Source organism: Polaromonas sp., from assembly GCF_029945895.1.
GTDB lineage: Bacteria > Pseudomonadota > Gammaproteobacteria > Burkholderiales > Burkholderiaceae_C > Polaromonas.
The window spans coordinates 41,452-59,142 of the sequence record NZ_JAQSDL010000122.1 but is presented as its reverse complement, the minus strand read 5'-3'; the positions used below and the strand labels follow the sequence as shown (position 1 = coordinate 59,142).

The window sequence follows — 17,691 nt, the reverse complement described above, 5'->3', positions numbered from 1 at the left end:
ACAGGGACCACGTCTTGAAGGACTGCCATGTACGACCGCACCATTCTTGTGGAACAAACCGACCCCGAACTGTGGGCTGCCATCGTTGCTGAAAACGCGCGCCAGGAACACCACATCGAGCTGATCGCCAGCGAAAACTACGCCTCGCCCGCCGTCATGGCCGCGCAGGGCTCGCAACTCACCAACAAATACGCAGAAGGCTACCCCGGCCGCCGCTACTACGGCGGCTGCGAACATGTGGACGTGGCCGAACAGTTGGCCATCGACCGCATCAAGAAAATCTTCGGTGCCGAAGCCGCCAACGTGCAGCCACATTGCGGCGCCTCGGCCAACGAAGCCGTTTTCCTGGCCTTCCTCAAGCCCGGCGACACCATCATGGGCATGAGCCTGGCCGAAGGCGGCCACCTGACCCACGGCATGGCGCTGAACATGAGCGGCAAGTGGTTCAACGTCGTGAGTTATGGCCTGAACGACAAGGAAGAGATCGACTACGACGCGATGGAGCGCAAGGCCCACGAGTCCAAACCCAAACTGATCATTGCCGGCGCCTCGGCCTACAGCCTGCGCATCGACTTCGAACGGTTTGCGAAAGTAGCCAAGGCTGTCGGCGCCATCTTCATGGTGGACATCGCCCACTACGCTGGCCTGGTGGCCGCGGGCGTGTACCCCAACCCGGTGCCGCACGCCGACGTGGTGACTTCGACCACCCACAAGAGCCTGCGTGGCCCGCGCGGCGGCATCATCCTGATGAAGGCCGAACACGAGAAGGCCATCAACAGCGCCATCTTCCCCGGCCTGCAGGGCGGCCCGCTGATGCATGTGATCGCCGCGAAAGCCGTCGCTTTCAAGGAAGCACTGGCACCCGAGTTCAAGGCCTACCAGCAGCAGGTGCTGAAAAATGCACAAATCGTCGCCGAAACGCTGACGCAGCGCGGCCTGCGCATCGTTAGCGGACGCACCGAGAGCCATGTCATGCTGGTGGACCTGCGCGCCAAGGGCATCACCGGCAAGGAAGCCGAGGCGGTACTGGGCAGCGCCCACATGACCATCAACAAGAATGCCATTCCCAACGACCCGGAAAAACCGATGGTCACCAGTGGCGTGCGTATCGGCACCCCGGCCATGACCACGCGCGGCTTCAAGGACGAGGAAGCTCGTTTGACGGCCAACCTGATTGCCGATGTGCTCGACAACCCGCGCGACGCCGCCAACATTGAAGCGGTTCGGGCCAAGGTCAACGCGCTGACGAGCCGGTTTCCGGTTTACCGTTGATGGACCGACGCATGTGCAAGCGCTACTCTTTTGATAGCTGCTTGCGCATGCCCTGTGAGGGCCGGAGGCCAATAATGCTTGAACTTTCAGGTGAAGCCGCATGAAATGCCCTTTCTGCGGCCACCTTGAAACCCAGGTCGTGGAAACACGGGTGTCGGAAGACGCAGACTTCATACGCCGCCGCCGCCAGTGCGGCGCGTGTGAAAAACGCTTCACCACCTACGAGCGCCCCGACGTCAACTTTCCGGCCATCGTCAAAAAGGACGGCCGCCGCATCGAGTACAAACGCAGCAAGATCCTCGACTCCATGAACCTCGCCTTGCGCAAGCGCCCGGTCAGCACCGAACAGGTGGACTCGGCCATCGAGCGCATCGAGGAAAAGCTTCTCAACCTGGGCCTGCGCGAGGTCCCGTCGGCCCGACTGGGCGAGCTCGTCATGCGCGAGCTCAAAAAGCTCGACAAGGTCGCCTATGTACGTTTTGCCAGCGTCTACCGCAGCTTTGAAGATATTGACGAGTTCAAGACGCTGGTGGATGAGGTGAGGCGGTAGAGCCAGTCGCTCGTCGCCTCCCTTCGACCATCTGTCGGGATACAGGGGTAAGTTGAACCCTACACCCCTAGACTGCGTATATGGAACACCCACGTCGTCTGGCCCCTTCGCTACACCTGCGGGGCTTCGCCTTGATAGAGGTCTTGGTCTCACTGGTAATTCTTGCCATAGGATTGCTTGGAACCGCTGGCCTCCAGCTAGCCTCCCTTCGCAGCAATCAATTCACGGCACAAGCCGCAGTAGCTACCCAGCTGGCACGTGACTACGAAGAAATCGTACAACTCGTTCCCTCCGCCTCTATTTCCGGGTCTGAAGGCACCAGCACCTTCAGTGTTCTGGACACCAGTATCAACGGTACCAGCACAGTGACGGACTGCAAAGGCACAACAGTTACCTGTACCAAAACGCAGCTTGCAGACTACATGATCAACGACTGGAAGTCCCGGGTCATGACAGAACTTCCCGGGGGACGCGCCAAAGTATGCAGGGACAGTGCCCCGAAAGAAACATCTGGAGCCTCCGAAGGCTTGTACCGTTGGGCATGCGATGACCAGGGGGACATGCTCATGATCAAGCTTGGCTGGGCGGCAAGAACAGACAAGACCGACAAGGTCATGCAGGCGATCTCAGACGAAAGTCGTCCACGAGTTGTGATCACTGCTTTCGGCAACCAAAAAGATTTCACGGACTGACCATGACACATCCCGGCTTCCGTACCCAAAGCGGACTGACCATGGTGGAACTGCTGGTTTCACTTGTACTGGCAAGCCTCGTGACCCTGGCTGCGATTGCCCTTTATTCAGTGACGCTCTCCAGCTACAAAACGGTAGATGCGGGTCAGGAGATCCAGGAAAGTGGTCGTTTCGCGCTTGAGGTTATCGGACAGTCTGCGCGCCTTGCCGGGTACCAGAACTTTACACAGCGTGATGCCTCCGGTGACGAGAACACCCGCCGCTTCGTGCCCACCACATTTCCCACGGTAAGAGGGTTCAACAACTCCAAAGTCGCCAGCCCCGGCAACATCGACGATGACGGTGCAACAGACAATGGCGGCGTCAACAACAGCGACACGCTCGCATTCCGGTTTCACGGGTCCAGCAAGCTCAGCGACCCGCTGGCACCAGACGGCTCCATCATCGACTGCCAGGGCGTGGCCCAGAACTACCCCGACAATGGCGACGATGTTGCACTAAGCCTTTTCTGGGTCAAGGTCGACAGCACCGGAGAGCCTGCTCTTCAGTGCATCTCCCGAGGAAGTCCTACTGCCGCCACATTGACTCGCAATTCGCAGCCAATCCTCAAGGGCGTGGAAACTTTTCAGGTGATGTACGGGCTGGACACTGACGCCGACAGCGTGCCGGACAGATGGGTTAGCGGTCAAAGTGTGGCAACAGCTGACTGGGTCAAAGTGGTCGCCGTACGTGTCGGGCTGGTCATTCGGGGCGACCCCGGTAGCGGGCAAGGGCAATCCGCTACCGCAGCAGAAAACAACCTTTACCCTTTGGGGAAGGGCTTCACCGGCACAAGCACAGAAGTTGGCTTGATGTTCACTCCTCCTAATGATGGCCGACTAAGGCGCGTATTCAACGCGACTTACAAGTTGCGCAACCCGCAAGATTGATTGTCATGCGCAGTACCTCCTACCCGTCGTCCCCACAGCATACTGGTCAGCGGGGAATTTCGCTCATCGTGGTTCTGATCATGCTCAGCGCAATTTTCATGATCGCCGCTTTTGGTGCGCGTCTTACTTTGCTAGGTGAAAAATCAGCGCGCAACGACAGAGATCGACAAATAGCGTTCCAGGCCGCCGAGGCAGCACTCAGTGATGCTGAAATTGACATCATGGGGCCCAACGCAGCGACAAATAGCCGGGTTTGCAATATGTACAGCCGCAAAGTTGAGTTGTTCGCAGAAGGCTGCGGCAACACCAACGACAACCGCGGCCTGTGCAGCACCAACGTTTCCACCACGACCCCGCTTTACAAAACCATTGATTTCGAAGACACCAGCTCTTCCAGGCGCTATGTCAAACTGGGGGAGTATTCGGGACGTGACGTGGGGTTTTCAACCGGCAACAGCGCCCTTCCCGCGCAACTTCCACGCTACATCGTGGAAACCATTCCCTTTACCATTCCGGGCAGTCTCCCCAATGCCAAGGCCTTTTTGGTCACGGGCTTGGGTTATGGCCTGAACAAACAGACCCAGGTCATGCTGCAAAGCGTGATTTTCAAACCGGGTCAAACACCAGGGTGCTAAAACCATGAAAACTCGCAAACTTCTATCGTGGTTTGGATGCGGCGCGGTCGCAATGATGGTTGTAGGAAGCGTCGCCCAGACCCCATCGCTTCCCTCTGTCGACCTGAGTGTTGGCCCGCTGACAGTAACGTCACAGGCAGTGAATGTCGCTCTGGCCCTCTCGGTGGAATTTCCGACTGCAGGTGCGGCCTACCGCACCACCAGCTATGACCATGCCCAGGAATATCTGGGCTACTGGGATCCCAAAGCCTGCTACCAGTATTTTGATGCGGCGGATACCAGCGCGCTCAATGGCAGCTATTTCCGCCGCACCGGCGCAGTGGATAGCAACAAATACTGCAACACGTCGGGGTCGGGAACCGGCTACAGCGGCAATGTATTGAACTATGCGGCCACATCCTCCATTGATTTGTTGCGCTTCGCACTGACGGGTGGCAACCGTGTGCTCGATATCGCCGACAAAACGGTGCTCGGTCGGGCATTCTTGCCATCGGATTTTGGTGGTATCCGGAACGCCACTTATTTCCCTCAAAAGCAGGTGGCAGCAGCACTGGTTGGGAAAGTGACGCCACAGTTCATCACACCCGGTGGTAGCAGCAACTACAACGACACCGTTTACTTCAACTCCTGCGATGATGTGATCTTTGTAGGCAATTCTTCAAGCGCCGGCAATTGCGGCACACCGGGCAACGCCAACATCTTTGCACCTTTGGTACCTGATTTGTCGGGTTCGTCCGGCACCCAAGGTTTTTCCATCACGCCGACCAACACGGCGACCACCACGTATGTGTTGGATCCTCTTGGAAGAAAGTATTGGGACCGGAGCCAACCAGAGGCAACGACCACGGTCATGCCGTCTGGCACCGATCCTGCAGCAGGTACCCTGGTGCCCGAAGAAGTCACCCCTACACCGCGTAACATGTCGGTGGTTACCGGGACAGGGTCTACACCCCAATACACTGGCGACGCTCCAATTTCGGTTGCCTACACGGCAACGACAGGTACAACGACGGTGGCACCGACCGCCGGGCCGGTCACCGTTGTCGGTACGACGTGGGTTGCCAATACAGGCAGCGTAGGAACACCTTACTACGAAGGTATTTCCGAAGAACTGAATTCCACCAATTGGGGCCCCAACGGGGCGACGGGAACATTATCCCAGTCGTCAAAGAAGAAGAATGTCTGCCGATCGGGATCGGGAACCAACTATCGGTTGCGCATCAACAGCAGCAACGATACCTGCACCGGAACGGCTGGTTCCTCCAACAACAGGACGGTCGATACCTACAGGCTGTATACGCCCAAAACCGTTTACAAAGTCTACAGTGCAACCCCGACCTACAACTACTATCAATTGATCCCTACCTGGTATCAGTCGAGTATTTACACACTTTATGAGGTCTATACCAACGGTACATCACCGGCGCGAATGAAGGCCTATGTCCAGGTATGTGATGCAAGCGAAGGGCCGGCCCGAACGGGTAGTGACGGCGTGCGGTTTTGCCAGCGTTATCCCAACGAGACAGCAGGCTCGGGTGCCTACAAACCGATCGGGGAACTTCAAAGGAAAGCAGAAGGCGTCAGGGTCTCGGCCTTTGGGTACGCACTTGAAAATGGAAACGGTCGTTATGGCGGCGTCCTGCGCGCTCCCATGAAGTTTGTAGGCGCACAGTATCGGGATACCAGCGGAGCTCTGCAGACCAATGCTCAAGCGGAGTGGAGCGCTGCAACGGGTATCTTTGTGAACGACCCCCTCAATGCTGCGGCCGGGTCCAGCGCTTTCCCCACCGGGGCTCCAGCCTTTACCAACAGCGGCGTGGTGAACTACCTGAACAAATTCGGTAGCACCGGCATTTACAAAAGCAACGATCCAGTCGGTGAGTTGTACTACGAGGCCTTGCGGTATTTTCAGGGCCTGCAACCCACCGCGGCGGCCGTTGCAAGCCTCACCACGGGCATGTATGACAAATTTCCGATTTACAAGACCTGGACCGATCCCATTCAGAATGGTTGCCAGCGTCGCAACTACATTCTCGCCATCGGAGACGTGAACACCCACAATGATAAAACGCTTCCGGGATATAACACCACTGATGGTGTATCCACGCTCGGATCTGATACTGCCAGATCGGTGGAGGCAATACCTGGCTCGCCACCAACCACCAACTTCCCTGCAAACTTCAACGCTGTTGACTGGACCAAACTTCTGACAGGCTTCGAGACCGGGACTGCTCTGGCCTACAAGGACGCATTGGGACGTAACCAGGACACCTCTGGAAACCCCAACACCGTGTCGACGAATACGAACTTGAACAAGACAGGTACAGGGTCTGGTTCATCAAGTGCACATTATTGGGCTGGGGCGGCCTATTGGGCCAACACGCAACCCATCCGTTACGACTCTCTTGTCGTTGGAGGAAAAACCCAGACGCTGAGTGAAATACGTGTCAAGACCTTTACTATCGACGTGGACGAAGGTGGCAATGGATTGATCGATGGCAATACGCGAGGCATCAAGCCACGCAACAGCAGCTTTTACCTCGCCGGCAAATATGGCTGGTTCAATGACGCAAACGATGATGGAAACCCTTTCAGAACCTCGGGTGGTGGCGTCAATAACAAGGAGTGGGAAGACTCGACACTGCCGAATGTTCCCGATGGCTATACACTCGCCAGCCAGGCGCAACGGATGATCGCTGGCATACGCAAGTTTTTCGCCTCTGCGAGCGCCCAAAGTGGATCGGTATCTGTCTCATCAATCAGTTCGCAACGGTTTACCACCAGCTCACCTAACGGTGATCTGTATGCGCCGCGTTTCGATTCACGCGACTGGTCGGGCACTGTCATCAAGTCATCTCTTCAGCTCAACACCACCACGGAAACCATCGACGCATTGCAGAACGTGGTCTGGGATAGCGGCGACATACTGACGGTTGGGTCCACCCTTCCTGCGTCAACAGCGACAGCTTCGGTGGACCCCTTCATCAGGCCCTCGGAGCGGAAGATCTACACCTATCGCCGGGAAACGGGTGGAAGCAGCCCGGGCATTGAATTTGTACCGGGTAACCTGACCCAGTTCGATGCGGCCATGCGCACTGCACTGAATTCAAACCCGGTCACTGGCGTTGCAGACAGCCTCGGCGCCCTGCGGGTCAGCTATCTGCGGGGTGAACGATCGCAGGAAGGTGCAGCGACCAATCCTTTCCGGCGTCGTAACAGCATCATGGGCGACATCATCAATTCCGGCCCTATCTACAAGAAAGAAGCCGATCCCGGAATAGTCGATGACGGTGGCTATGGTACTTTTGCGAAATCCATGCTCTCGCGCACGGCCGCAATTTATGTCGGCGCCAATGATGGCATGCTTCACGCCACCCGGGCAAGCGACGGAAAAGAGCTGTTCGCCTACATCCCACTGGCTGTTACAAAAAAACTGAATCAGTTGACCAACGAGGGGTATCAGCATGTCGCCTTCGTGGATGGAGTCCCGCAGGTTGGTGAAGCCAAAATCGGTGCGGATTGGCGGACTGTCCTTGTCAGCGGCATGGGAGGCGGAGCGCAAGGCGTCTTTGCCCTAGATGTTACAAATCCGGATACCTTTGAGGACGGTTCATCGGGTGCGGGCAAGGTTTTGTTTGAGTTCACAGACCAGGACGACCCGATGATGGGCAATGTTCTGCTACAACCGAAGATCGTCAAGATCAAAATCCCTGCCACCACTACGGGTGGATTGCCAAGTTATAAATGGTTTGTTGCCGTGGGTAGCGGCTATAACAACTATGTAAACGACGGAGCTGGCCGCTACAACGCCAACGGCGATCAGGCTCTGTTTCTGTTGAGTCTGGACAAGGCGCCCGGGACTGCTTGGGCCGAAGGTACAAATTACTTCAAGATTGTTGTTCCGACATCCAGCACCAGCATCGCTAATGGCTTGGCCAATCCCGGCTACCTCCAGGGAGATCGGGGTGAAGCGTCTGCCATGTATGCTGGCGATTTGCAGGGCAATATGTGGAAATTCAGCTTCAGTGACGGTCTGAATAGCCAGAACATCAGTGACGATCTCATCGTCAAGGCTGTCGGCGGCATCAAAAAGCCGCTATTCACCGCCACAACAAGCGCCGGAACACGTCAGCCGATCACGGTCGCGCCGCTGATCACTACCGCCTTGCAACGCGGGCAAATGATAATTTTCGGAACCGGCAAATTCATGGAGCAGACAGACGCCACGTCCAGCGGCACTCAATCCATTTACGGCGTGTGGGATGGTGGAGGAACGAGTACCTCAGACTACAACAGGGCCAGAAGTGATTTGCAGCAGCAAACAGCCGTTGAAGGAACAAGTACGGTAACGATCTCCGCAACGGCCTTTACACTTGGAACCGGATCGGGCCAGAAGAGAGGTTGGTATTTTGATTTGCCAAACATACGCGAACGCATCGCTGTAGAAGGCGCCCAGGGAACCAGCAGCATCACGTTGAATTCAACCATTCCATCTGGCGACTGCTCGGGTGACGGCAACGGCCGTAGCTTTACGCTCAATCCGCTCACGGGAGCCGCGTCGGGAGAAGTCCAGCTCAGCAGCTCGATCGGACTTTTAAGTCGACCAAACTATATTTCCATGGAACTGACCAATGATGGAAATTACACCATTCGCAGAGCGGACGGAACGCGCAGGTACACAGTGAGGGATGCCGTCGTCAGCACTGGAACCAGGATCACAAGCGCCGGAAATGTAGGCTCCCAGACCACCAAGGCGGGCGTCAGCGAGATCGCGTCCGGACGTGTCAGTTGGCGAGAGATCAGGAACTTCAAGGATTGATATGTACCAACATTTACGAAGAAATGCGGCTGGATTCACCTTGATTGAATTAATGATCACAGTCGCCATCATCGGCATTTTGGCGGCCGTAGCTTACCCGGCTTATACCGACCAGATTCGAAAGGGAAGAAGAGCCGAGTGTCGCAGCGCCTTGTTGCAATCCATGCAACAGCAGGAAAGATACTACAGCCAGTTCAACCAGTATGTTGGGTTCACGGATGGTGCGGCAACAGCGAAAACAAAAGCCTTCTCCGGCGATACACTGGAAAAAAGTGCATGTGGTATAGCAGCCGTCCAGTGTGTCAGTGGCGCCACGACCGTGGCGCTCAACCAGTGTGTTGAACTGCAGGGAACCATGCGCTCCGGCAACGATCCGGTCAGCATGCTTTACTTCACAAGCAACGGAGACAAGGGCTGCACATTCAAGGGAACAACTCGAGTCACAGGTGAAAAGCAATGCTGGCCGTGAGCCCGTTTTCCGGGAAAGTCCGCGGGTTTACTTTGATTGAGCTACTGGTGGTCCTTGCATTACTTGCCATCATCGCGAGTTTGGCCGCACCCAGTTTCCAACGCACTATTGCGAGGCAGAAGCTTAGCTTGGCCGCGAGCGATCTCATGGCATCCGCAATGCAGGCTCGCAGCGAAGCCATCAAGAACAACCAGCAGGCAGTCGTTCAGCCAGTTGTGGATACCGACTGGGGTCAAGGCTGGCGTATTTATGTAGATGTGGATAAAGACAAGGTCTACACTGAAGGTACTGACACCTTGGTCACTACAGTCCCTGCTGTCGCCGACGGTGTCTTGGTGTATGAGGTTGCTCTCAATTCGGCAGTCGGCAATTTGGTCGCGTTCGACGCCAGCGGTTTTCTTGTGGGCCGGAATGCAGGCCGGATTGTATTTTCGTCCAATTCACTCCCTAGCAGTGAGCTCCGAAAAGGCATAAAGGTATCCGTCACAGGACGCACACGAATTTGTAGCAGCGTACCGGGCAACGACGGCTGTGCCAGTTCGGATTAGAACGCGCGACAATGATGAGGTGAAAATACTCATAGCTGAAGCGCTTGCACTTGCCCGGGACTCCTTGCTCCTGACCTCCCCCAACCCCCGGGTTGGTGCCATATATTCTGCCGCTGACGGCCGTATCTTGGGAAGAGGCCACACCCAACGCGCTGGCGGCCCCCACGCCGAAATCGTGGCCATGCAGGACGCAGAAGCGCGAGGCCACTCGCTACAAGGTGCCACCGCCTATGTCACCCTTGAACCTTGCTCGCACCATGGTCGAACTGGTCCTTGCTGCGATGCCCTCATTGCGGCCGGCATCAAAAAAGTGGTGGCGTCGATTGCTGACCCCAATCCGCTGGTGTCCGGCCAGGGTTTCGAGCGCCTGCGGGCTGCCGGGATCGAAGTCGAAGTGGGGGCGGGTGCGGAGGAATCGCGTGAGCTGAACATCGGTTTTTTCAGTCGCATGATCCGGAAGACGCCTTGGGTGCGGATGAAGGTGGCGGCCTCGCTTGATGGCAAGACGGCGCTGGACAATGGCAAGAGCCAGTGGATCACGTCCGACGCAGCCCGCACCGATGGCCATGCATGGCGCGCACGCTCCTGCGCCGTGCTCACCGGCATTGGCACCGTGCTTCAAGACAACCCGCGCCTTGATGTGCGTCTGGTTGACACCCCGCGCCAGCCGCATCTGGTGGTGGTAGACAGCCGGCTGGAGACGCCGCTGGATGCTCATCTTTTCATAGCTGGTCGCGCTCTGTACATCTACGCTGCGGAGCAAAATAATGTCAAAAAGGCAGCCCTTGAAGCGCGCGGTGCCACCGTCGTTTACCTGCCAGGCAACGGCGGCAAGGTGGACCTGGCGGCCATGCTGCGCGACCTGGCGCTGCGCGAGGTCAACGAAGTCCACGTCGAGGCCGGAAACAAGCTCAACGGGTCACTGATCCGTGAAGCTCTGGTCGATGAGTTTGTGGTCTACCTGGCCCCCAAACTGATAGGCCAGGGCAGCGGCATGGCCAGTTTCGGACCGATTACCGAGCTTTCGCAGGTGGTGGACCTTGAGTTTCGCTCGACCGACCGCCTGGGCCCCGATCTGCGTATCGTGGCCAGAGTCAGGGGAAGCGACCTCTTTTAGCCCTGCTTTATCGGCCCGGCCCATGGCCGCCCGCAATCTCTGCGAAAATAGCGCCATGTTTACCGGAATCATCACCGGCGTGGGGCGCATCGTCGCCATCCATAGCCTGGGCAGCTCTTTGGACCATGGCAAGCGACTCACCATCGAAGCGCCATCGGACTACCTCGACGACGTGGGCCTGGGCGACAGCATTGCGCTGAACGGCGCCTGCATGACCGTCACTGCACTCGATCTTCCCAGAAACCAGTTCCTGATCGAAATATCGGCCGAGTCGCTGGCCAAAACCAGTGGCTTGACAGAACCCGGCCCGATCAACCTTGAAAAGGCGCTGCGCGCCAACGACAGGCTGGGCGGCCACATCGTCGCCGGCCACGTCGATGGCATCGGCACCGTCACGCATTTCGCCCAGGTGGGTGAAAGTTGGGAGCTGCGCATCCGCGCCCCGCGCGAACTGGCCAAGTACCTGGCCTACAAGGGCTCCATCACGATCAATGGCGTCAGCCTGACCGTCAACCGCGTCACCGATCTCGAAGGCAGCCAGGCCGGCTGCGAAATCAGCATCAACCTGATTTCCCACACGGTCCAAAACACAGCACTGGGCCATCTGCGACCACAATCGCAGGTGAACCTGGAAATTGACCTGATTGCGCGTTACGTGGAGCGCATGCTCCAGGACGGAAAGAAAAACTGAACCATGACCATTGCCATCTCCCCTGTTGAAGACATCGTGGCCGACATGCGGGCCGGCCGCATGGTCATCCTGGTCGATGAAGAAGACCGCGAAAACGAAGGCGACCTGGTGCTCGCCGCAGACCACGTGACCCCGGAGGCCATCAACTTCATGGCCCGTTACGGCCGCGGCCTGATCTGCCTGACATTGACGCGCGAGCGCTGCGAGAGGCTGCAGTTGCCGCCCATGGCCACCCGCAATGGCGGCAAATACAGCACCGCCTTCACGGTGTCGATAGAGGCCGCCGAGGGCGTGACCACCGGCATCTCCGCGGCAGACCGGGCCCGCACGGTGCAGGCCGCCGTCGCCAAAAATGCCCAAGTCAGCGACCTGGTGCAGCCCGGTCACATCTTTCCCCTGCAGGCTGTCGACGGCGGCGTGCTGATGCGCGCCGGCCATACCGAAGCCGGCTGTGATCTGGCTGGCATGGCGGGCTGCTCACCCGCTGCCGTGATCTGCGAGATCATGAAAGACGACGGCACCATGGCCCGACTGCCCGACCTGCAGGTTTTTGCCGCCGAACATGGCCTGAAAATCGGAACCATTGCCGACCTCATTGAACACCGCAGCCGCCATGATTCGCTGATCGAGAAAATCGGCACACGGACACTGCAGACCGCTTTTGGCGAATTCACCGCGCATGCCTTCAAGGACAAGACCAGCCAGGGCCTGCACCTGGCGCTTGTCAAGGGTCAATGGTCACCCGAGGACACCGTGGCAGCGCGAGTTCATGAGCCGCTGTCGGTGCTCGACGCGCTGGAAACCGGCCGCTCCATGCACTCCTGGAGCCTGGACCAGAGCCTGACGCATATTGCCAGGGAGGGCAAAGGCGTGGCGGTGCTGCTCAATTGCGGCGAAAGCGGGGCGCAGCTGCTTGAACAATTCGAAGGCACGGCACGCGCCAGCCAGGCCCCCGAGCGAGGCCGCATGGACTTGCGCACCTACGGCGTGGGCGCGCAGATCCTGCGCGAGTGTGGCGTGCACAAGATGAACCTGATGGGCAACCCGCGCCGCATGCCCAGCATGACGGGTTACGGTCTCGAGATCACTGGCTACATTGCCAACAAAAAGGAATAACCGTGTTTGGTGCAGAAAAAGGTACGGCCGACAAGCTGGACGGCAGGAAACTCACGATTGGCATTGTCCAGGCGCGTTTCAACGAGAGCATCACCAATGCGCTGGCCAAGGCCTGCTGGCAGGAGCTGCTGACGCTGGGAGTCGAGGAGAAAAACATCCACCACGTCAAGGTGCCGGGTGCGCTCGAGATCCCCTCGGCACTGCAGGCCATGGCCGAACGCGACCAGTACGACGCGCTGGTGGCGCTGGGTTGCATCATCCGCGGCGAGACCTACCACTTTGAGCTTGTCGCCAACGAAAGCGGCGCCTCGGTCAGCCGGCTGGCACTGGACTACCAGCTGCCTATCGCCAACGCCATCCTGACCGTCGAAAACATGGCCCAGGCCGAAGCCCGCCAGACCGACAAGGGCCGGGATGCTGCGCGCGTGGCGGTGGAAATGGCCAACCTGCTGAACGAACTTGACTGATATTCCGTTCCCCTCCCCCACCAGGCGCGCCATGACTGAAAAGACCCCCCTCAAACCCAAGCGTCCGCCACAGACCCGCAGCGGCCTGACCGACACGGGCGTCAAAAAGGCGGCCGACAAGTCAGCGCGTACCCGGGCGCGCGAGTTTGCCCTGCAGGCGTTGTACCAGCATCTGGTGGGACGCAACGAAGCGTCGTCGATTGACGCCTTCACCCGCGACCTGGTCGGCTTTCACAAAGCTGATGCGGTGCATTACGACGCGCTGCTGCATGGCTGTATTGAAGAAGCTGCGTCGCTGGATGACAGTGTGACGCCTTTGCTGGACCGCAAGATGGCCGAAATATCGCCGGTTGAACATGCGGTGTTGTGGATTGGTACCTACGAGTTCAAGCATTGCCTGGACGTGCCTTACCGCGTGATCATCAACGAATGTATCGAGCTGGCCAAGGCTTTTGGCGGCACCGACGGCCACAAATACGTCAACGGTGTGCTGCACAAACTGGCACCGGCCTTTCGCGCCGCTGAAGTCGCCGCCGACAAAAAAGCCTGACGCGCAGCATGACAACCCTGCGGATCGCACGGCGCGCGCAGCGCATCGAACCTTTTTACGTGATGGAAGTTGCCAAGGCCGCAGCCACGCTGGCCCGGGATGTGGCGCATACATCCCGCCCCATGATTTTCCTGAATATTGGCGAACCGGACTTCACCGCACCGCCGCTGGTCCAGCAGGCCGCGGCCCGCGCCATCCGCGACGGCAACACCCAGTACACCCAGGCGACTGGCCTGCAGAGCCTGCGCGAGTGCATCAGCCACTGGTATGCCTCGCGCTTCCATGCCGATGTGGCGCCCGGCCGCATCATCATCACTGCCGGCGCATCGGCAGCACTGCAGCTGGCCTGCTTGGCGTTGATAGAAGCCGGTGACGACATCCTGATGCCGGACCCGAGTTATCCCTGCAACCGGCATTTTGTCAGCGCCGCCGAAGGCAATGCGGTGCTGGTGCCCACCACGGCCCATGAACGCTTCCAGCTCAGCAGTGCCAAGGTGCAGGCCGCATGGACCGACAAAACCCGTGGCGTGCTGCTGGCCTCGCCGTCCAACCCCACCGGCACCTCGATCGCGCCGGACGAGTTGCGCCGCATCCATGAATTCGTGCACAGCCGCGGCGGCGTCACGCTGATCGACGAGATCTACCTGGGCCTGAGTTACGAGGAACGTTTTGGGCAGACAGCGCTGGCCATGGGAGATGGCCTGGGCGAAAGCATCATCAGCATCAACAGCTTCAGCAAGTACTTCAACATGACAGGCTGGCGCCTGGGCTGGCTGGTGGTGCCCGAGGAGCTCGCGCCGGTGATTGAGCGCATCGCGCAGAACCTGTTCATCTGCCCCAGCACCGTGGCCCAGCATGCGGCACTGGCGTGTTTTGAGCCTGACAGTCTGGCCGAGTACGAACGGCGCCGCTCCGAGTTCAAGGCCAGGCGCGACTACTTCATTCCCCAACTCAACCGCCTGGGCCTGACAGTGCCGGTGATGCCGGACGGCGCGTTTTATGCCTATGCCGATTGCACGGACGCTGCGGCCCGCCTGGGCGTCAGTGGCAGCTGGGACTTTTCTTTTGAACTGATGAAACGCGCCCACCTGGCCGTGACACCGGGACGCGACTTCGGAACCATGGCGCCGGAGCAGTACGTCCGCTTCTCCACGGCCAGTTCCATGGAGCAACTCAAAGAGGCCGTGAACCGGCTGGAGGCCGTCCTTGGCTGAAGCCCCCAGTGTCGTGGATGCCTCCACATTCCAGTGGCCCTTGCGGGTTTACTGGGAAGACACGGATGCGGGTGGCATTGTGTTTTATGCCAACTACCTGAAGTTTTTTGAACGATCACGCACCGAGTGGCTCAGATCACTGGGCGTTGAGCAGCACCGTCTGCGTGAGTCCACCGGCGGCATGTTCGTGGTGACGCAAACCAGCGTTCGTTACCTGCGCCCTGCCCGACTGGACGATGAACTGATTGTTACCGCACGTCTGACTGAAAAGGGCCGTGCGTCCTTGATAATCCAGCAAAGTGCGCTATTGAAATCAGAGCGAACAGAGTTGTCTCTTGAAAATCCCGGCGAAAATCAATTTTCCGACGGGCCGCCCCTAGGAAAATTAGCCCCCTCGGGGGGCAGCGAATTACGCGTAGCGAAAAGCGTGGGGGCTACATTGATTTGTGAGGGCACGATACGCATCGGCTGGGTCGACGCCGCCAGCCTGAAGCCCGCCAGAATTCCCGCCAACATCCTTGATCGTCTGGAAGCCAAAACATGAACCAGGATTTATCCATTGTCAGCCTCATTCTCAACGCCAGCTGGGTGGTCCAGGGCGTGGTGGCTTTGCTGGTCGGCGTGTCGATCGCGAGCTGGGCCGCGATCTTTCGCAAAATCATCTCGCTCAAGCGCGTGCAGTCGCTCAACGACGAGTTCGACCGCGAATTCTGGTCCGGCACCAGCCTGAACGACCTGTTTGCCGCCGCCAACCAGAACGCCAAACACAGCGGCCCGATGGAGCGCATTTTCGCCAGCGGCATGCGTGAATTCCAGAAGCTGCGCGAGCGCCGCATGGAAGACCCCGGCACCCTGCTTGACGGCGCCCGCCGCGCCATGCGCGCCAGCTACCAGCGCGAAATGGATGCGGTGGAGTCCAACCTGTCCTTTCTGGCCACGGTCGGCTCGGTCTCGCCTTACGTCGGCCTGTTCGGCACGGTCTGGGGCATCATGCACGCCTTCACCGGCCTGGCCGCGCTGGAGCAGGTCACGCTGTCGAGTGTGGCGCCAGGCATTGCCGAAGCGCTGGTGGCCACGGCCATCGGCCTGTTTGCAGCCATCCCCGCGGTGGTGGCCTACAACCGCTTTGCCCACGACATCGACCGGGTCGCCAACAAGCTGGAGACCTTCATCGAAGAGTTTTCCAACATCCTGCAGCGCAACCTGGGCGCCCATTCGCCTTCAGGTCACTAGACAGCCATGCCAGCAGTCAACTCACGCGGCCGAGGCCGCCGCACCATCAGCGAGATCAACATGGTGCCCTTCATTGACGTGATGCTGGTGCTGCTCATCATCTTCATGGTGACGGCACCGCTGATCACGCCCAGCATGATTGCGCTGCCCAAGGTCGGAAAGGCGCCAGGCCAGCCGCCCAAGCCGATCCAGATCGAGATCAGCAAGGACGAAGTCATCCAGATCAAGTCGGCGGGCAACACGACAACCGTCAAGCTTGGCGAGGTGGGTGCCGCCGTCAAGCGCCTGCAGCCGGCGGTGCCGGCCGGCGAACAGGTCACGCCGGTGGTGATCAGCGCTGACAAATCCATCAAATACGAAACCGTGGTCAAGGTCATGGATGGGCTGCAAAGGGCCGGTGTGGCCCGGGTCGGTCTCTCTGTGCAGACCGGCAATTGAGCTGAAGCCCATCGATGCCCAGTGCCGCCGACCGCCTCGACCTTGCGCCGCAACGCGAACCCGGTGCGTTGCGCTCCTTTGGCCTGGCGCTGCTGGTTCACCTGTTGCTGATTGGTGCGCTGACCTGGGGAATCAACTGGAAACACAGCGACCCCGACCTCTCGTTTGAGGCCGAACTGTGGTCCAGCACGCCGCAGGAGGCCGCTCCCAAACTGGTGGAAGCCCCACCGCCGCCGCCCCCTCCTCCCCCGCCCCCACCGGAGCCCGTGGTCAAGGCACCGCCGCCGCCACCCGCACCCGACGTGGACATTGCGCTTGAGCGGGAGAAAAAACGTAAGCTCGAGCTCAAGAAGAAAGAAGCTGAACTGGCCAAGGCCAGGGCCGAGCTGGACCGGCTGAAAGAACTCCAGGCCAAAAAGGACAAGGAACTCAAGGCGAAGGAAGAACTGGCCAGGCGCAAGGCCGAGGAAGCGAAGAAGCTTGAAGCGAAAAAGGCCGAAGACAAAAAGCAGGACGCGAAACAGGAGGCCAAAGAAGCAGAAAAGAAAAAACTGGCCGACGCCGCAGCGGAAAAACAGCGCCAGGAAAACATCAAGCGGGCCATGGGCCTGGCCGGCGCCACCGGCGGCGCCGACGCCAAGGGCACGGCACAAAAAGCCAGCGGCCCTTCTGCCAGTTACGGCGGCAAGGTGCGCGCCAAGGTCAAACCCAACATTGTGTTCACCGACGACATCTCCGGCAATCCGACCGCCGAGGTCGAGGTGCGCACCGCGCTGGACGGCAGCATCATCAGCCAGCGCCTGATCAAGTCCAGCGGCAACAAGGCCTGGGACGAGGCGGTGATCAAGGCCATCATCCGCACCGAAACCATGCCGCGTGACGTGGATGGCCGGGTCCCGACGCCCATGATTCTTGAATTCCGGCCCAAGGATTGAGCGCCACGCACCTCAA

18 protein-coding genes are annotated in these 17,691 nt (G+C 59.0%); all 18 read left to right on the top strand.

Annotation, left to right across the window (positions count from 1 at the left end):
• Positions 1 to 27 precede the first annotated feature (27 nt).
• The 18 genes from glyA to tolA all read left to right on the top strand — a co-directional run bounded on the left by glyA (position 28) and on the right by tolA (position 17,675).
• Positions 28 to 1,272, top strand: coding sequence for a serine hydroxymethyltransferase (gene glyA, locus PSV33_RS19660; protein ID WP_300564423.1), 1,245 nt, complete (start codon positions 28 to 30; stop codon positions 1,270 to 1,272).
• 100 nt (positions 1,273 to 1,372) lie between these two features.
• Positions 1,373 to 1,822 carry a transcriptional regulator NrdR gene (gene nrdR, locus PSV33_RS19655; protein WP_096697796.1) on the top strand — a complete coding sequence of 150 codons (450 nt, stop codon included), beginning with the start codon at positions 1,373 to 1,375 and terminating at the stop codon, positions 1,820 to 1,822.
• An 80-nt stretch (positions 1,823 to 1,902) separates the two neighbouring features.
• A complete protein-coding gene (gene pilV / locus PSV33_RS19650) occupies positions 1,903 to 2,514 on the top strand; it encodes a type IV pilus modification protein PilV (RefSeq protein ID WP_300564419.1) in 612 nt (203 codons plus the stop codon).
• Between the two features lie 2 nt (positions 2,515 to 2,516).
• Positions 2,517 to 3,443: a PilW family protein gene (locus PSV33_RS19645; protein WP_300564417.1), complete on the top strand. Its 927-nt coding sequence runs from the start codon at positions 2,517 to 2,519 to the stop codon at positions 3,441 to 3,443.
• Positions 3,444 to 3,448: 5 nt separating this feature from the next.
• Positions 3,449 to 4,078 (top strand): PilX N-terminal domain-containing pilus assembly protein, encoded by a 630-nt coding sequence (locus PSV33_RS19640; RefSeq protein ID WP_300564415.1) that lies wholly within the window; start codon positions 3,449 to 3,451, stop codon positions 4,076 to 4,078.
• Between the two features lie 4 nt (positions 4,079 to 4,082).
• The gene (locus PSV33_RS19635) at positions 4,083 to 8,897 is read left to right on the top strand and encodes a PilC/PilY family type IV pilus protein (protein ID WP_300564413.1); all 4,815 of its coding nucleotides are present in this window, start codon (positions 4,083 to 4,085) and stop codon (positions 8,895 to 8,897) included.
• A gap of 1 nt (position 8,898) precedes the next feature.
• Positions 8,899 to 9,366 (top strand): type IV pilin protein, encoded by a 468-nt coding sequence (locus PSV33_RS19630; RefSeq protein ID WP_300564411.1) that lies wholly within the window; start codon positions 8,899 to 8,901, stop codon positions 9,364 to 9,366.
• Positions 9,354 to 9,914 (top strand): GspH/FimT family protein, encoded by a 561-nt coding sequence (locus PSV33_RS19625; protein WP_300564409.1) that lies wholly within the window; start codon positions 9,354 to 9,356, stop codon positions 9,912 to 9,914. The genes PSV33_RS19630 and PSV33_RS19625 overlap by 13 nt, the downstream gene beginning before the upstream one ends.
• 19 nt (positions 9,915 to 9,933) lie before the next feature.
• Positions 9,934 to 11,031, top strand: a complete 1,098-nt coding sequence (gene ribD / locus PSV33_RS19620) for a bifunctional diaminohydroxyphosphoribosylaminopyrimidine deaminase/5-amino-6-(5-phosphoribosylamino)uracil reductase RibD (RefSeq protein WP_300564407.1) — start codon at positions 9,934 to 9,936, stop codon at positions 11,029 to 11,031.
• 55 nt (positions 11,032 to 11,086) lie between these two features.
• Positions 11,087 to 11,722 (top strand): riboflavin synthase, encoded by a 636-nt coding sequence (locus PSV33_RS19615; RefSeq protein ID WP_300564405.1) that lies wholly within the window; start codon positions 11,087 to 11,089, stop codon positions 11,720 to 11,722.
• Between the two features lie 3 nt (positions 11,723 to 11,725).
• Positions 11,726 to 12,838, top strand: a complete 1,113-nt coding sequence (ribBA, locus tag PSV33_RS19610; RefSeq protein WP_300564404.1) for a bifunctional 3,4-dihydroxy-2-butanone-4-phosphate synthase/GTP cyclohydrolase II — start codon at positions 11,726 to 11,728, stop codon at positions 12,836 to 12,838.
• Positions 12,839 to 12,840: 2 nt separating this feature from the next.
• Positions 12,841 to 13,305, top strand: coding sequence for a 6,7-dimethyl-8-ribityllumazine synthase (gene ribH / locus PSV33_RS19605; RefSeq protein WP_300564403.1), 465 nt, complete (start codon positions 12,841 to 12,843; stop codon positions 13,303 to 13,305).
• 31 nt (positions 13,306 to 13,336) lie between these two features.
• A complete protein-coding gene (nusB, locus tag PSV33_RS19600; RefSeq protein ID WP_300564402.1) occupies positions 13,337 to 13,855 on the top strand; it encodes a transcription antitermination factor NusB in 519 nt (172 codons plus the stop codon).
• 17 nt (positions 13,856 to 13,872) lie between these two features.
• Positions 13,873 to 15,069 carry a pyridoxal phosphate-dependent aminotransferase gene (locus tag PSV33_RS19595; protein ID WP_300564534.1) on the top strand — a complete coding sequence of 399 codons (1,197 nt, stop codon included), beginning with the start codon at positions 13,873 to 13,875 and terminating at the stop codon, positions 15,067 to 15,069.
• 13 nt (positions 15,070 to 15,082) lie between these two features.
• Positions 15,083 to 15,613, top strand: coding sequence for a tol-pal system-associated acyl-CoA thioesterase (locus PSV33_RS19590; RefSeq protein ID WP_300564532.1), 531 nt, complete (start codon positions 15,083 to 15,085; stop codon positions 15,611 to 15,613).
• Positions 15,610 to 16,302 carry a protein TolQ gene (gene tolQ, locus PSV33_RS19585; RefSeq protein WP_300512805.1) on the top strand — a complete coding sequence of 231 codons (693 nt, stop codon included), beginning with the start codon at positions 15,610 to 15,612 and terminating at the stop codon, positions 16,300 to 16,302. The genes PSV33_RS19590 and tolQ overlap by 4 nt, the downstream gene beginning before the upstream one ends.
• 6 nt (positions 16,303 to 16,308) lie before the next feature.
• Positions 16,309 to 16,740, top strand: a complete 432-nt coding sequence (locus PSV33_RS19580) for a biopolymer transporter ExbD (protein WP_300564400.1) — start codon at positions 16,309 to 16,311, stop codon at positions 16,738 to 16,740.
• 14 nt (positions 16,741 to 16,754) lie between these two features.
• Positions 16,755 to 17,675 carry a cell envelope integrity protein TolA gene (tolA, locus tag PSV33_RS19575; protein WP_300564398.1) on the top strand — a complete coding sequence of 307 codons (921 nt, stop codon included), beginning with the start codon at positions 16,755 to 16,757 and terminating at the stop codon, positions 17,673 to 17,675.
• Positions 17,676 to 17,691 lie beyond the last annotated feature (16 nt).

Bases quoted from the DNA above. Each gene is read 5' to 3' on its own strand.
- PSV33_RS19630 (WP_300564411.1), top strand. From the start codon at position 8,899: ATGTACCAACATTTACGAAGAAATGCGGCTGGATTCACCTTGATTGAA.
- nusB (WP_300564402.1), top strand. From the start codon at position 13,337: ATGACTGAAAAGACCCCCCTCAAACCCAAGCGTCCGCCACAGACCCGC.
- PSV33_RS19625 (WP_300564409.1), top strand. From the start codon at position 9,354: ATGCTGGCCGTGAGCCCGTTTTCCGGGAAAGTCCGCGGGTTTACTTTG.
- glyA (WP_300564423.1), top strand. From the start codon at position 28: ATGTACGACCGCACCATTCTTGTGGAACAAACCGACCCCGAACTGTGG.
- tolA (WP_300564398.1), top strand. From the start codon at position 16,755: ATGCCCAGTGCCGCCGACCGCCTCGACCTTGCGCCGCAACGCGAACCC.
- PSV33_RS19580 (WP_300564400.1), top strand. From the start codon at position 16,309: ATGCCAGCAGTCAACTCACGCGGCCGAGGCCGCCGCACCATCAGCGAG.
- PSV33_RS19635 (WP_300564413.1), top strand. From the start codon at position 4,083: ATGAAAACTCGCAAACTTCTATCGTGGTTTGGATGCGGCGCGGTCGCA.
- PSV33_RS19640 (WP_300564415.1), top strand. From the start codon at position 3,449: ATGCGCAGTACCTCCTACCCGTCGTCCCCACAGCATACTGGTCAGCGG.
- nrdR (WP_096697796.1), top strand. From the start codon at position 1,373: ATGAAATGCCCTTTCTGCGGCCACCTTGAAACCCAGGTCGTGGAAACA.
- pilV (WP_300564419.1), top strand. From the start codon at position 1,903: ATGGAACACCCACGTCGTCTGGCCCCTTCGCTACACCTGCGGGGCTTC.
- PSV33_RS19645 (WP_300564417.1), top strand. From the start codon at position 2,517: ATGACACATCCCGGCTTCCGTACCCAAAGCGGACTGACCATGGTGGAA.
- ribBA (WP_300564404.1), top strand. From the start codon at position 11,726: ATGACCATTGCCATCTCCCCTGTTGAAGACATCGTGGCCGACATGCGG.
- tolQ (WP_300512805.1), top strand. From the start codon at position 15,610: ATGAACCAGGATTTATCCATTGTCAGCCTCATTCTCAACGCCAGCTGG.
- PSV33_RS19615 (WP_300564405.1), top strand. From the start codon at position 11,087: ATGTTTACCGGAATCATCACCGGCGTGGGGCGCATCGTCGCCATCCAT.